Source organism: Streptacidiphilus sp. EB103A, from assembly GCF_041261405.1.
Lineage (GTDB): Bacteria > Actinomycetota > Actinomycetes > Streptomycetales > Streptomycetaceae > Streptacidiphilus.
Map to the genome: position 1 here is coordinate 107,609 of NZ_JBGCAQ010000002.1, position 14,659 is coordinate 122,267.

General features: G+C 71.6%; 3 protein-coding genes. 1 reads left to right on the forward strand and 2 read right to left on the reverse strand.

Annotation, left to right across the window (positions count from 1 at the left end; translation table 11 throughout):
- Positions 1 to 18: 18 nt before the first annotated feature.
- Positions 19 to 1,236 carry a cytochrome P450 gene (locus ABH941_RS03945; RefSeq protein ID WP_370127136.1) on the reverse strand — a complete coding sequence of 406 codons (1,218 nt, stop codon included), beginning with the start codon at positions 1,234 to 1,236 and terminating at the stop codon, positions 19 to 21.
- A gap of 41 nt (positions 1,237 to 1,277) precedes the next feature.
- Complete coding sequence (locus ABH941_RS03950) at positions 1,278 to 2,477, reverse strand: cytochrome P450 (protein WP_370127137.1); 1,200 nt, start codon at positions 2,475 to 2,477, stop codon at positions 1,278 to 1,280.
- A 320-nt stretch (positions 2,478 to 2,797) separates the two neighbouring features.
- Between ABH941_RS03950 and ABH941_RS03955 the strand changes: the two genes are divergently transcribed.
- Positions 2,798 to 14,611 (forward strand): SDR family NAD(P)-dependent oxidoreductase, encoded by an 11,814-nt coding sequence (locus tag ABH941_RS03955; protein WP_370127138.1) that lies wholly within the window; start codon positions 2,798 to 2,800, stop codon positions 14,609 to 14,611.
- Positions 14,612 to 14,659 lie beyond the last annotated feature (48 nt).

Sequence of the window (14,659 nt, forward strand, 5' to 3'; positions counted from 1 at the left end):
TCCGGTGGGGACGGAGGCTCAGCCCCAGGTCACCGGAAGCTCATACACGCCGTAGTGCATGGCCTTGTCGCGCAGCGGGACCTGGTCGGCGGGGACCGCGAGGCGGAGGTCGGGGAAGCGGTCGAACAGCTTCTGGTAACCGAGGCGAAGGGTGGCCCGCGCCAGATGCTGGCCGAGGCACTGGTGGATGCCGAAGCCGAAGGCCATGTGCCGGCGCGCGGGCCGGGTCACGTCGAACGTCTCCGGGTCCTCGAACTGATCGGGGTCGCGGTTGCCCGAGGGCAGCGAGAGCACGACGCTCTGGCCCTTCTTGATGGTGCGGCCGCCGATCTCGACGTCCTCCAGGGCGACCCGGGTGGCACCGAGGTGGGAGATGGTGAGGTAGCGCAGCATCTCCTCGACCGCGCGCTCCATCAGCTCGGGGTCGGCCTTGACCTTCGCGAGCTGGTCCGGGTGCTCCAGGAAGGCGAAGGTGCCGAGGGTCAGCATGTTGGGAGTGGTGTCCAGAGCACCGCCGATGGTGATCCAGGCGATGTTCGTCACCTCCTCCTCGGTCAGCTCACCGGTGGCGATGAGCTTGCCGAGCAGCTTGTCGTTCGGGTTCTCGAAGAGGTTCTTGACCACACGGGCCAGGGTCTCGTTCAGCAGGGTGTTGTGGTGGATGAACTCTTCGAGGGTGTAGTCGATCCGCATGATGACCGAGAAGTGCTCGTCCAGCTCGGCGACGTCCTCGGCCGGGACGCCCATCACGGAGTTGACGGAGCGGTAGACAACCTTCTGCACAAAGGCCTTGAGCAGGTCCACCGGCGGTTCCAGCTCGGCCAGCTCGTCGAGGCACTGGTCGATGATCCCGGCCAGGGTCGGCTCGTACTCCTGGATCCGGCGGACCGTGAAGAAGCCGGTCAGCAGGCGCCGGTAGTGGGTGTGCTCCGGCGCGTCCATGCGGACGAAGGAGCCCGGGCCGGAGGGCTCCGGGTCGTAGCTCGGGACGTCGAACGGCGGCGTGGTCGCCAGCGCCAGCAGTTCGGCGCGGTGGCTGAAGCGGCTGTCCGTCATGATGGCGCGGATGTCCGCGTGCTTGGTGACCAGCCAGCCCTCCTTGGGGCCGGGCGAGATGTCGAAGGTGATCGGGCTGATCGGATCCTCTTCGCGCAGCCGCTTGTACTCGGCGTCCGGGTCGAAGGGACAGGTGCGTGTCGTCGGGATGACCGGTATTGATTTCGGCTGGGTTTCCATGACTCCTGCTTCTGATTCGAGAGCCTGATGCGGCACGACGGTCACACCGGCCGGACCGAGAGGGGAAGGTGCTGCAGGCCGAAGACATTGACCCGGTTGTAGAAGTACGAGAGCTCCTTGCTGTGATCCACCTGGATGTCGGAGAACCGGTCGAGCATCAGGTCAAGCGCGATCCGCCCCTCCATCCGGGCCAGCGGCGCGCCCAGGCAGTAGTGGATACCGTGGCCGAAGGCCATCTGCTTGGCGTTCGGACGGTCCGTCAGAAAGCGGTCGGGCTCGGGGAAGACCCGCTCGTCACGGTTGGCGGACAGCAGCCACAGGAACATCTTGGTGTTCTCGGGGATGATCTCGCCGGCCAGCTTCACATCGGCGGTGGGCACACGCTCGATCTTGAGGAACGGCGGTCGGCAGCGCAGCACCTCTTCGGTGAACGGGGTGATCCGCTCCCGGTTCGCCCGCAACTCGGCCAGCAGGTGCGGCTCCGAGTCCAGGCCCATGAACATGTTGCCGAGCAGGACGGCGGTGGTGACATGGCCGGCCAGCAGCAGCAGCGCGGCGAAGCTCACCACGTCGTGGTCGTTCAGCCGCTCGCCGTCCACCTCGGCCCGGACCAGGGTCGTGATCAGGTCGTCGTAGTCGCCGTTGCGGCGCGCCGTGACGTGCTCCTGCAGGTAGCCGCCCAGCTCCACGACGGTGCGGCCGAGCACCTCCTTGCCCTGCTCGGTCTCCCAGTCCTCGGTGAGCAGGTTGTTCGCCCAGACCTGGAACAGCCCGCGGTCGGACTCCGGCACGCCGAGCATCGCCGAGATGATCATCACCGGGAGCGGGTTGGCGAAGGCGTCGACCAGGTCGAAGTGGTCCGAGTCCAGACCGTCCAGCAACTGCGTGGCGACCTCGGTGATCCGCGGCGCCATACCGGCGATCATCCTGTGCGTGAAGACCTGGCTCACCAGCCGCCGCATCTTGGCGTGCCGGGGCGGGTCGAGCAGCAGCAGCGTGCCGCCGGGGGGCGACTCCTTGCCGCCGGAGAGCCGGGTGACCGTGTCGGAGGAGAAGGCCGCCGGATCGGCCACGATCCGCTGGATGTCCTCGTGCCGGAACACATGGACGTCGCCCTTGGGGTCACGCCACACCGGCTGCTCGTCGCGCATCCGCCGCAGCCACGCCAGCAGGGTGGCGCCGCCGTCGAGGTTCACCTCCGGAGGCGCGGAGACCGCCGGGCCGGGAACGGGGGTTGGCACATCGGGACCTTCGCGTGGCTCCTGCGACTCATCCGGCGACGCCGACATGATTCCCCTCTCGTACGGCCGGGCAGAGCGCCCTTTTGCAGGTGGAGCGGGGCCAGCCCAGCACGCTTCGGGGAAGCCAGTCCATGCGTGCGTGGAAACACTAGGGAATTGCCGGTGGGAAGCGATGCGCCGGTGTGAATGCGGCCGCGCGGCTCAATTGGTCTCCGACTCTTAGGGATTCTTTCAGAGTCGGTGGTCATCAGCCCTGTAGGGCTGCCGGCGCACACACAATTGGCCCGGTCCGAGGGCTGGCGAACGGGGTCCGTGAGGCTATGAGCGAAACGAAGGGAGCCACCCCGGTGAGTGAGGACCGGCTCCGGGACTACCTGAAGCGCGTGACGGCGGATCTGCACCGCACGACCAGGCGGTTGCGCGACATCGAGGCCAAGGAGCGCGAGCCCATCGCGATCGTTGCCATGAGTTGCCGCTACCCGGGCGGCGTCCGGTCGCCCGAGGACCTGTGGACGTTGGTGGCGACGGGAACCGATGGCATCTCGCCCTTCCCGGAGGACCGCGGCTGGGACGTGGACTCGCTCTACCACCCGGACCCTGCCCACCCCAACACCTGCTACACCCGGCACGGTGGCTTCCTGCACGACGCGGCCGACTTTGACCCCGAGTTCTTCGGCATGTCGCCCCGGGAGGCACTCGGCACCGACCCGCAGCAGCGCCTGCTGCTGGAGGTCTCCTGGGAGGCCTTCGAACGGGCGGGTCTCGACCCGGCCGCGATGAAGGGCAGCTCGACAGGCGTCTTCGTCGGTGTGATGTACAACGACTACGGGTCGCGTTTCACCGAGCCGCCGGCCGGTCTGGAAGGCTTCATCGGCAACGGCAGCGCGGGCAGCATCGCCTCGGGTCGCGTCTCCTACACGCTGGGCCTGGAGGGTCCGGCGGTGACGGTGGACACGGCGTGCTCGTCGTCGCTGGTGGCGCTGCATCTGGCGGTGCAGGCGCTGCGGGCGGGCGAGTGCTCGATGGCGCTGGCCGGTGGTGTGGCTGTGATGTCCACCCCGGTCACCTTCACCGAGTTCAGCCGGCAGCGGGGTCTGTCCGCGGACGGACGCTGCAAGTCCTTCGCCGAGGCCGCGGACGGCACCGGCTGGGGCGAGGGCGTGGGGATGCTGCTGCTGGAGCGCCTCTCCGACGCCCAGCGCAACGGCCATCAGGTGCTGGCGGTGGTGCGCGGCACCGCGGTCAACCAGGACGGCGCGAGCAGCGGTCTGACGGCGCCGAACGGCCCTTCGCAGCAGCGGGTGATCCGCGCGGCGCTGGCGGGCGCGGGGCTGACGCCGCGTGACGTGGACGTGGTGGAGGCGCACGGGACGGGGACGTCGCTGGGTGATCCGATCGAGGCGCAGGCACTTCTGGCGACCTACGGTCAGGACCGGTCGGCGGACCGGCCGTTGTGGCTGGGCTCGCTCAAGTCGAACATCGGCCACACGCAGGCGGCTGCGGGCGTGGCCGGAGTGATCAAGATGGTGCAGGCGATGCGGCACGGGGTGCTGCCGCAGACCCTGCACGTGGACGCTCCGTCGTCGCAGGTCGACTGGACGACGGGTGAGGTGCGACTGCTGACCGAGGCGCAGGAGTGGTCGGCGACCGCCGAACGCCCGCGCCGGGCCGGGGTGTCGGCCTTTGGTGTCAGTGGGACGAATGCGCATGCGGTGTTGGAGGAGGCTCCGGCGGAGGCTCTGGTGGAGGAGCCTGAATCGGTTGTGGTGCCTGGGGTGGTGCCGTGGGTGGTGTCGGGGCGTGGTGTGGGGGCGTTGCGGGAGCAGGCGGGTCGGTTGGTGGGGTTGGTGGATGCGGGGGGTGTGTCTTTGGTTGATGTGGGTGGGTCGTTGGTGTCGTCGCGGTCGGTGTTTGAGGATCGTGCGGTGGTGTTGGGTTCGGGGTTGGCTGAGTTGCGGGCTGGGTTGGTGGAGTTGGCGCAGGGTGGTGTTTCTGGGTCGGTGGTGCGGGGTTCGGTGGTGCGGGGGCGGACGGTGTTCTTGTTCGCGGGTCAGGGTTCGCAGCGGTTGGGGATGGGCCGGGGGTTGTATGAGGCGTTCCCGGTGTTCGCGGCGGCGTTCGATGCGGTGTGTGAGCTGGTGGACGCTCCGCTGCGGGAGGTTGTCTTCGGCGATGACGCCGAGCTGCTGAACACGACGGAGTACGCGCAGCCCGCTCTGTTCGCGGTCGAGGTGGCGCTGTTTCGGTTGGTGGAGTCGTGGGGGGTGCGTCCTGACTTCCTGGTGGGCCATTCGGTGGGTGAGTTGGCTGCCGCGCATGTGGCGGGGGTGTTCTCGCTGGAGGATGCGTGTCGGTTGGTGGTGGCGCGGGGTCGGTTGATGCAGGCGTTGCCTGCTGGTGGGGCGATGGTGGCGCTGCAGGCGTCGGAGGCGGAGGTGCTGCCGCTGTTGGGCGACAAGGTCGGCGTTGCGGCGGTCAACGGCCCGAGCGCGGTCGTGATCTCCGGTGACGAGGCTGCCACGTTGGCGGTGGCGGCGCGGATCGAGGCTTTGGGGCGTAAGGCGACGCGGTTGCGGGTGAGTCATGCGTTCCATTCGCCGTTGATGGAGCCGATGCTGCAGGAGTTCCGGAGGGTCGCGGAGAGCGTCAGCTACGGGCGGCCGCGCATCGCGGTGGTCTCGAATGTCACGGGTCGGTTGGCGGCGGCGGAGGAACTGACCTCGCCCGAGTACTGGGTGTCGCATGTGCGCCAGCCGGTGCGGTTCGCCGACGGTGTCGGGGCGTTGGAGGAGGTAGGGGTCACCCGGTTCCTGGAACTTGGTCCCGACGGCACACTGACCGCTCTGGCGCAGGCCTGCGTGGCCAACACGGACAGTGTCCTGGTCCCGGCTCTGCGCAAGGACCGCCCCGAGCCGACCGCGCTGCTATCGGCCGTCGCCGGGCTCTTCACCCACGGCACCGACGTCGACTGGACCGCCCTGCTCCCCGGCGCCGGCCGTGTCGACCTACCCACCTACGCCTTCCAACGAACCCGCTACTGGCTCGACCCCGTCATCGGTGCCCCGGCGCGGAGCGCCGCTGGACAGCACCCCCTGTTCCCGGCGGTGTTCACCGTGGCGGACTCCTCCACCGTGGTGGCTACCGGGCTGCTCGCAACCCGTACCCACCGGTGGCTCGCGGACCACGCCGTCCACGACAGCATTGTTCTGCCGACCTCCGTCTACGTCGACGCCGTGCTCCACCTCGGTGGCTCCACCGGGTGCGACCGCATTCACGAGTTGAGCCAGGAAGCGCCGCTCGTCCTCTCCGAGCGGTCCGTCGTCGAGATCCAGCTCGTCCTCGACGGTCCGTTGGACGACGGTGCTCGCGCCTTCGCCTTCTTCTCCCGCCCCGCTCCCGAGGACGGCGACGACACCCCCTGGACCCGACACGCCCACGGTCGCCTCTCGCCCGGCACACACCCCGAGCCGGACCGAGCGGACGCTGTCTGGCCGCCGGTCGGTGCTCGGCCCCTGGACGTGGCCGCCCGCTACGCCGAGCTGACCGCTCAAGGCCTCATCCACGGCCCCGCCTTCCAGGGGCTTCAGGTCGCCTGGCAGTCGCCGTCCGGTGACGAGGTGTTCGCCGAGGTCGCCCTACCCGAGGAGTGCCGCGCCGACGCCGCGCGATTCGCCATCCACCCCGCCCTGCTCGACGCGGCCCTGCACGCCCTGCCAACTGCTGCTGCCCTCGCCGTCTCCTACGACGGCTGTGTTCTCCACGCTGTCGGCGCGGAGTCCCTGCGCGTACGCCTCACCCCGGCCTCCGACGGCACGGTGCGCCTTCGGCTCACCGATGACCTCGGCGACCCGGTGGCCGAGATCCGTGCGGTGTCGACGACCCCGGTCGGTGAACTCGACCTCCCGGCCGTTCCCGCCGACGCGCAGCAGGACCTGTTCGCCGTCGAGTGGACGCCGCTGCCGACCCGACCGGCCACGACGAGCGTGCCTCGCACGGCGGCCGTCCTGGGCGACGGTACTGCCCCGGACGGCATCCGCTACCCGGACCTGACGGCTCTCGGCGCGGCCCTGGACGGCGGTGCCACCGCGCCTGACGTGGTGTTCGTGCCCTGGGCGACTGCGGATGGCGTGGATCTGGCGGCGGCGGTGCACGCCTCGACCGGCGAAGCCCTGACCCTGCTGCGCGACTGGCTGTCCGATGAGCGGTTCACCGCCTCGCAGTTGGTGTTCCTGACCCAGGGCGCCGTCGCCGTCGCCCGCGACGAGGCCGTTCGGACTATGGCCGCTGCGGCGGTCTGGGGCCTGGTGCGCTCCGCCCAGTCGGAGAACCCTTCCCGGTTCACGCTGGTCGACATCGACAGCTCCGACATCGACAGGCATGCCTCGCTCGACGCGATCGCCACCGCGCTGGCGACGGAGGAGCCGCGGATCGCGATCCGGAGCGGACTGCCGAGCGTCCCCCGAGTCGTTCCCTGCGCACCGCAGAGCGACAGCTCGGCTTCCGACTTCGACCCGAACCGGACCGTCCTGATCACCGGCGCGGGCGGCACGATCGCCACCGCCGTGGCCCGGCATCTGGTCACCGCACGGGGCGTGCGACACCTGCTGCTCGTCAGCAGGCGCGGTCCGGACGCCCCGGGCGCCGCCGAGCTGGCCGCCGAACTCACCGCAGCGGGTGCCACGGTGAGCCTGGCGGCCTGCGACACCGCCGACCGCGCCGCGCTGGCCGCCCTGCTGGCCGCTGTCCCGGACGAGCACCCGCTCGGCGCCGTCCTGCACGCGGCCGGCGTGCTGGACGACGGCGTCGTCTCCTCGCTCAGCACGGAGCGCCTGGACGCCGTGCTGCGTCCGAAGGTCGACGCGGCCGTCCACCTGGACGAGCTCACCAGCGGGCTCGAACTGTCGGCGTTCGTGCTGTTCTCGTCCGCGTCGGCCACCTTCGGCGGACCGGGCCAGGGCAACTACGCGGCGGCCAACGCGTTCCTCGACGCCCTGGCACAGACCCGTCGCGTCGAAGGGCGCAACGCCTTCGCGCTCGGCTGGGGCATGTGGGCCGAGAGCGGCACGATGACCGGCGGCCTGCAGGACTCCGACCGCAACCGGATGGCACGCGGCGGCGCGGGCCTACTGCCCACCCCGGACGCTCTCGCGCTGTTCGACCGCTGCCTCGCGCAGGACCGTGCCGCACTCCTCCCCATGCGCTTCGACCTGGCCTCGGCCCGAGCCGCCGGAGCCGCCGGAACCGGGGTCCCGCACCTGCTCCGGGCCTCGGCAGCCGCGCCGACCCGGCGTGCGGCAGCCGCCGCGCGAGGCGGCGACCCGCTGGCTCGCACCCTCGCGGCGCTCACCCCGGGCGAGCGCGCCGGCGCCGTGCTGCAGCTGGTGCGCGACGAGGTGGCCGCCGTCCTCGGCCACACCTCCGCGTCCGCCGGGCTCGCGGTCGATCCCGACCGCGCCTTCCGCGACCTCGGCTTCGACTCCCTCACCACGCTGGAACTGCGCAACGCCCTGGAACGCCGGACCGGACTGCGGCTCGCGACGACCCTGGCGTTCGACCACCCGACACCGGCGGCCCTCGCCACGCACCTGCAGGACGAACTGCTCGGTGCAGCCGCTGCCCAGGAGGTCGACCCGGCAGTGTCCGGCGTGGCCGCCGCTGCGGAGCCGATCGCGATCATCGGCATGGGCTGCCGACTGCCCGGCGGCGTCGACACGCCGGAGCGGTTCTGGGAGCTGCTGGCCGGCGCTGCTGACGGTCTGTCGGAATTCCCCGAGGACCGGGGCTGGGACGGCGACTCCCTCTACCACCCGGACCCCGACCACCCCGGCACCACCTACACCACCACCGGCGGATTCCTCGACGGCGTCGACCGCTTCGACGCCGCCTTCTTCGGGGTGTCGCCGCGCGAGGCCCTGGCCATGGACCCGCAGCAGCGCCTGCTGCTGGAGGTGTGCTGGGAGGCCGTCGAACGCGCCGGCCTGGACCCGCGCGCGCTGCGCGGCACCCGTACCGGCGTCTTCGCCGGAACCAACGGCCAGGACTACACCTCCCTGCTCCGCACGGCGGTCGAGGACGTCGACGGCTACCTCGGCACCGGCAACGCCGCCAGCGTCCTGTCCGGCCGCATCGCCTACACCTTCGGGCTGGAAGGCCCGGCGGTGACCGTCGACACGGCCTGCTCCTCCTCGCTGGTCGCCCTGCACTGGGCAGTGCGGGCGCTGCGTTCCGGCGAGTGCTCGATGGCACTGGCCGGCGGGGCCACCGTGATGACCACCCCGGCCGCGTTCCTGGAGTTCAGCCGTCAGCGCGGGCTCGCCGCCGACGGTCGCTGCAAGGCGTTCTCCGACGACGCCGACGGCACCGGCTGGGGCGAGGGAGCGGGCGTACTGCTGCTGGAGCGCCTCTCCGACGCCCGGCGGAACGGCCACCAGGTGCTGGCGGTGGTACGCGGCAGCGCGGTCAACTCCGACGGCGCGAGCAACGGGCTCACGGCTCCTAACGGACCGTCCCAGCAGCGGGTGATCCGACAGGCCCTGGTCGACGCCGAGCTGTCCCTGTCGGACATCGACGCGGTCGAGGCGCACGGCACCGGAACCAGGCTCGGCGACCCCATCGAGGCCCATGCGCTGCTCGCCACCTACGGCCAGGACCGCCCCGAGGACCGGCCGTTGTGGCTGGGCTCGGTGAAGTCGAACATCGGTCATACCCAGGCGGCGGCAGGCGTGGCCGGTGTGATCAAGATGGTCCTGGCCATGCGGAACGGCGTGCTGCCGCGCACCCTGCATGTGACCGAGCCGTCCTCGCGCGTGGACTGGTCGCCGGCGGTCCGGCTGCTCACCGACGCCGTCGAGTGGCCGGAGTCGGGCTCGGGACCGGAGCCGGGCCGTCCGCGCCGCGCGGCGGTCTCCTCGTTCGGCTTCAGCGGTACCAACGCGCATGTGGTGCTGGAGCAGGCACCGGCGGCGGAGCCCGTGGCTGCGGCCGCAGACGCGAATGCGCCGACGACGCTGGCCTGGCCGCTCTCCGGACGCAGCCCCGAAGCGCTCCGCGACCAGGCCGCGAACCTGCTGGCGCATGTGACCGACCGTCAGGACCTGTCGGCGCGCGACGTCGGCTGGTCGCTGGCCACCGCGCGGCCGGCCTTCGAGCACCGGACGGTCGTCCTCGGCACCGGCCGCGCGGACCTGCTGACCGGCCTCGGCGCGCTCGCCGCCGGGGACACCGTCCCGGCCGAGGTGCGCGCCGCCGTCCGCAGCGGTCGGACCGCGTTTCTGTTCACCGGGCAGGGAGCACAGCGTTCGGGCATGGGCAGTGCGCTGTATGAGGCGTTCCCCGTGTTCGCCGACGCGCTGGACGCTGTCTGCGAGCACCTCACGCTCGACCAGCCGCTTCGCCAGGTGATGTTCGGCGACAGGTCGCTGCTGCACCGCACCGACTACACGCAGGCGGCGCTGTTCGCCCTGGAGGTCGCGCTCTACCGGCTCGTCGGCTCCCTCGGCCTGGAGCCCGACTGTCTGCTGGGCCACTCCATCGGCGGAATCACCGCCGCCCATGCGGCGGGCGTCCTGACGCTCCCGGACGCCGGCCGACTGGTGACCGCGCGCGGACGGCTGATGGCGGCCCTGCCCCCCGGTGGAGCCATGGTGGCCGTCCAGGCGGGCGAGGACGAGGTGCTGCCGCTGCTCGCCGGCCGGGAGCACGAGGTGGGCATCGCCGCCGTCAACGGCCCCACCTCGGTGGTGCTGTCCGGTGTCGAGGCGGCGACCCTCGCGGTCGCCGCCGAGATCGGGGCGCTCGGCCGCAGGACCAAGCGGCTGCAGGTCAGCCATGCGTTCCACTCACCGCTCATGGAGCCGATGCTCAAGGAGTTCGGCGAGGAGATAGCCGACCTGGGACGCCATGAGCTCCGGATACCGGTCGTCTCGGAGGTCACCGGCGCCCTCGCTTCGGCCGAGGAACTGTCGTCGCCCGAGTACTGGGTCCGCCACGTCCGCCAGGCCGTGCGGTTCGCCGACGGCGTCAGCCGGCTGCGGCAGCAGGGGGTCAGCAGGTTCATCGAGCTCGGTCCCGACGGCACGCTCAGCGGAATGGCCGCCGCCTGCCTGACCGGCGATCCCGCCGACACCGCGGTGATCCCGCTGATCCGGGACCGCCAGGCCGAGCGCGACTCGCTGCTCGACGGGCTGGCCCGCGCGTATGCGGGCGGGGCCACGGTCGACTGGCCGGCCCTGGCCACTCCGCAGCGGAAGGGCACCGTGGTCGACCTGCCCACGTATCCGTTCCAGCGGCAGCGCTACTGGCCGACTCTCGCCGCTGCGGCGGCGGGCGATCTGGGATCGGTGGGTCTGCGGCAGGCGGGGCACCCGCTGCTCGGCGCGGCCGTCGAACTTGCCGACACCGCCGGACTCCTGCTCACCAGCAGGCTCTCCGTGAAGGACCAGCCCTGGCTGGCCGACCATGCTCTGTCCGGCACGGTCGTCTTCCCGGGGACGGGCTTCCTGGAACTCGCGCTGCTGGCCGGTGACCGGGTCGGCAGCCCGCGCGTCGAGGAGCTGACGCTGGTCCATCCGCTGCTGCTGCCGGAGCACGGAGCCGTCGTGCTCCAACTCGTGGTCGGCGCACCGGACTCGGCGGGCAACCGCCGACTGACCGTTCACTCGCGCGATGAGGCGGCGGCGCCGGAGCAGGCCTGGGTCCTGAACGCCGACGGTCTGCTGTCCACCGCCGAAGCCTCGGCCGTCGACGCGTCCGCGCTGGTCGGGACGCTGTCCGAGTGGCCGCCTGCCGGGGCCGTCTCCGTGCCGGTGCAGGATCTCTACGAGCGTCTGGCCGACGCCGGGTTCGACTACGGACCGCTGTTCCAGGGTCTGTGCGCGGCCTGGCAGTTGGGCGACCACGTCTACGCGACCGTGACCCTGCCCGAGAGCGCCCACGCCGAGGCGCGAGGCTTCGGCCTGCACCCCGCGCTGCTGGACGCGGCGCTGCACGCGAGTTCGTTCCTGCCGATGGAGGCGAAGGCGGCCGGTCGGCTGCCGTTCTCCTGGCGCGGCGTCTCCCTGCACGCCTCCGGCGCGGCGTCGGTGCGGGTGCGACTGGAGCTCAGCGGAGCGGACGCGATCTCGCTCGTCGTGGCCGACCAGGCGGGACAGCCGGTCGCTGTCATCGACTCACTGACGTTGCGTGAGATCACGCCCGGTCAGATCGCCCCTGCGGGCGCCGTTGGCGCGGTACCGCTGTTCCGTCTCGACTGGCAGCGGGTCCGCGAGGCGGCCGGCGACCGGCCGGACGTCCCGCCCACGCTCCTGACGGGCGTTGGCGGGCAGGCTCTGGAAGCAGCACTGGCCGAGGCAGGCGTGTCCGTGGACACGAGCACCGATCTCGCCGATCTCGCTGCTCTCGCCCATGGCGCCGAGGCACTGCTGGGCGACGTCCTTGTCGAGATCGCGGCCGACGACGGTGATGCGGCGACCGCCGCCCACCGCACGGCTCGCCGGGTTCTCGCGCTGGTGCAGGAGTGGGTGGCGGAGCAACGGTTCGCGGGTGCGCGGCTGGTGTTCGTGACCCACGGGGCCGTGGCGGACCTGCCGGGGACTGTCCGGCAGCCGGGCGGGGCGGCGGCCTGGGGCCTGGTCCGTTCCGCGCAGTCGGAGCACCCCGACCGGTTCGTCCTGGTCGACCTCGACGGCAGGGCTGCCTCCTACGCCGCTCTCCCCGGGGCCTTGCGCAGCGAGGAGCCGCAACTCGCCCTGCAGGACGGGGCCCTGCACGTGCCGCGGGTGGCCAGGATCGAATCGGGAGAGGTGCTGGAACTGCCCGCTTCCGCCGACAGCGCCGCCGCGTGGCGGTTGGACATCGAGCGGAAGGGGACGCTGGAGGGCCTGGCCCTGGTCGCCTGCCCTGATGCGATGCAGGAGTTGACGTCAGGTCAGGTACGGGTGTCGGTGCGCGCCGCCGGGGTGAACTTCCGCGACGTGCTCAACACCCTGGGGATGTATCCCGGCGAGGCCAAGGACTTCGGTCTCGAAGGCGCCGGGGTGGTGACCGAGGTCGGCCCGGAGGTGGTGGGCCTGGCGGTCGGTGACCGGGTGATGGGGATGTTCCCGTGGGCGTTCGGCCCGGTCGCGGTGGCGGATGCGCGGACCGTGGTGCGGATCCCGGCGGGGTGGTCGTTCGCGCAGGCCGCGTCGGTGCCGATTGTGTTCCTGACGGCCTACTACGCGCTGACGGACCTCGGATCGGTGCGGGCAGGCCAGCGGGTGCTGGTGCATGCGGCTGCCGGTGGCGTCGGCATGGCGGCCGTTCAGCTGGCCCGGCATCTGGGCGCGGAGGTGTTCGGCACGGCGAGCGCCGGCAAGTGGGGGACGCTGCGGGGGCTGGGCCTGGACGCCGCGCACATCGCCTCGTCCCGCGACCTCGCCTTCGAGGGCGCCTTCGGGGCCACGACGGACGGCAGCGGAGTCGACCTGGTGCTCGATTCGCTGGCCGGTGAGTTCGTGGACGCCTCGCTGCGGCTGCTGCCGCGCGGCGGGCGGTTCCTGGAGATGGGCAAGACCGACATCCGGGACCCCGAGGTGGTCGCGGAGGCCCATCCGGGCGTCGCCTACCAGGCGTTCGATCTGATCGAGGCGGGCCCGGACCGGATTGGCGAGATGCTCGTCGCCCTGGTGGAGCTGTTCGACTCCGGAGTGCTGGAGCCGTCGCCGGTGACGGTGTGGGACGTCCGGCAGGCACCGGAGGCGTTCCGCTACCTGAGCCAGGCCAAGCATGTCGGCAAGGTCGTGCTGACCATCCCGGTGGCCCTGGACCCGGACGGAACCGTCCTGATCACCGGCGGCACGGGTGGCCTTGGCGCGCTGGTGGCCCGTCAGCTGGTGACCCAGCGAGGTGTCCGGCAGTTGCGGCTGGTCGGCCGACGCGGCCTGGCCGCGCCCGGCGCTGCCGAACTGGTGGCAGAGCTGACCGCGCTGGGCGCCGAGGTCTCGGTGCTCGCCTGCGACGTCGCGGATCGGACAGCGCTCGGGACGGTGCTGGACTCGGTCCCGGCCGAGCATCCGCTCACCGCGGTCGTGCACACGGCCGGCGTACTCGACGACGGTGTGGTCACCTCGCTGACACCGGAGCAGCTCGACGCCGTGCTGCGACCCAAGGTCGACGCACTGGTGAATCTGCACGAGCTCACCCGGGACCTCGACCTGTCCGCCTTCGTGGCCTTCTCGTCCTCCGCCGGAGTGCTGGGAGCCCCGGGCCAGGCCAACTACGCCGCCGCCAACGCCGTCCTCGACTCACTGGCACAGCTGCGCAGGACGCTGGGCCTGCCGGCGGTCTCGCTGGCCTGGGGGCCGTGGTCCCAGGCCACCGGCATGACCAGCGGCCTCACCGCGACCGATATGCGTCGAATGGCGCGGGCCGGGCTCCCGGCGCTCACCCCCGACGCCGGCCTGGCGTTGTTCGACGCCGCGCTCGGTCGGCCCGAGCCCCTGCTGCTGCCGATGTCCGTCGACACAGCCCAACTGGGCGCGGCCGGACCCGTACCGGCCATGCTGAGCGGATTGGTGCGGGCACGTCCGCGCCGTGCGGCCGCGGCCGAGACGGGTGGAGCGGATGCCGCAGCGAGCCTCAGCCTGCAGCTGTCCGCGATGAGCGCTGCCGAACGGCGGCGGGCGGTCCTGAACGTGGTGTGCGAGCAGGCCGCAGCCGTCCTCGGTCACGGCTCGGCCGCCGCCGTCGACTCCGACCAGGCCTTCAAGGAACTCGGCTTCGACTCGCTGACCGCCGTGGAGCTGCGCAACCGGTTGAACACGGCGATCGGAATCCTGCTCCCCGCCACCCTGGTGTTCGACTACCCGACCCCGGACGTGCTGGCGGGACACCTCTGCACGGAGCTGTTCCCCGAGACGGACGTGGCGTCGGCCGCCGTCGCCGAACCGGAAGAGGCAGCGATCCGCAAGCTGTTGCTGGCGATCCCGATCACGGCGCTCCGGGCCTCCGGCCTGCTGGACGCCGTGCTGAGCCTCGCCCCGACCCCGGACGGTGCGGCAAACCCTGAGTCGGCGCCCGAACCGGACGAGTCCGACCTCAACAGCATGGATCTCGACGACCTGGTGCGGATGGCACTGGGCACCGCCGAAAACTGAGTCTCTCCCGTCCCCATCCCGATGAAGCCATCCCGATGATGCCTCGAC

What these genes read in the sequence shown, in the direction of transcription:
- ABH941_RS03945 (WP_370127136.1), bottom strand. Translation starts at nt 1,236, where the DNA reads ATGGAAACCCAGCCGAAATCAATACCGGTCATCCCGACGACACGCACC.
- ABH941_RS03955 (WP_370127138.1), top strand. Translation starts at nt 2,798, where the DNA reads ATGAGCGAAACGAAGGGAGCCACCCCGGTGAGTGAGGACCGGCTCCGG.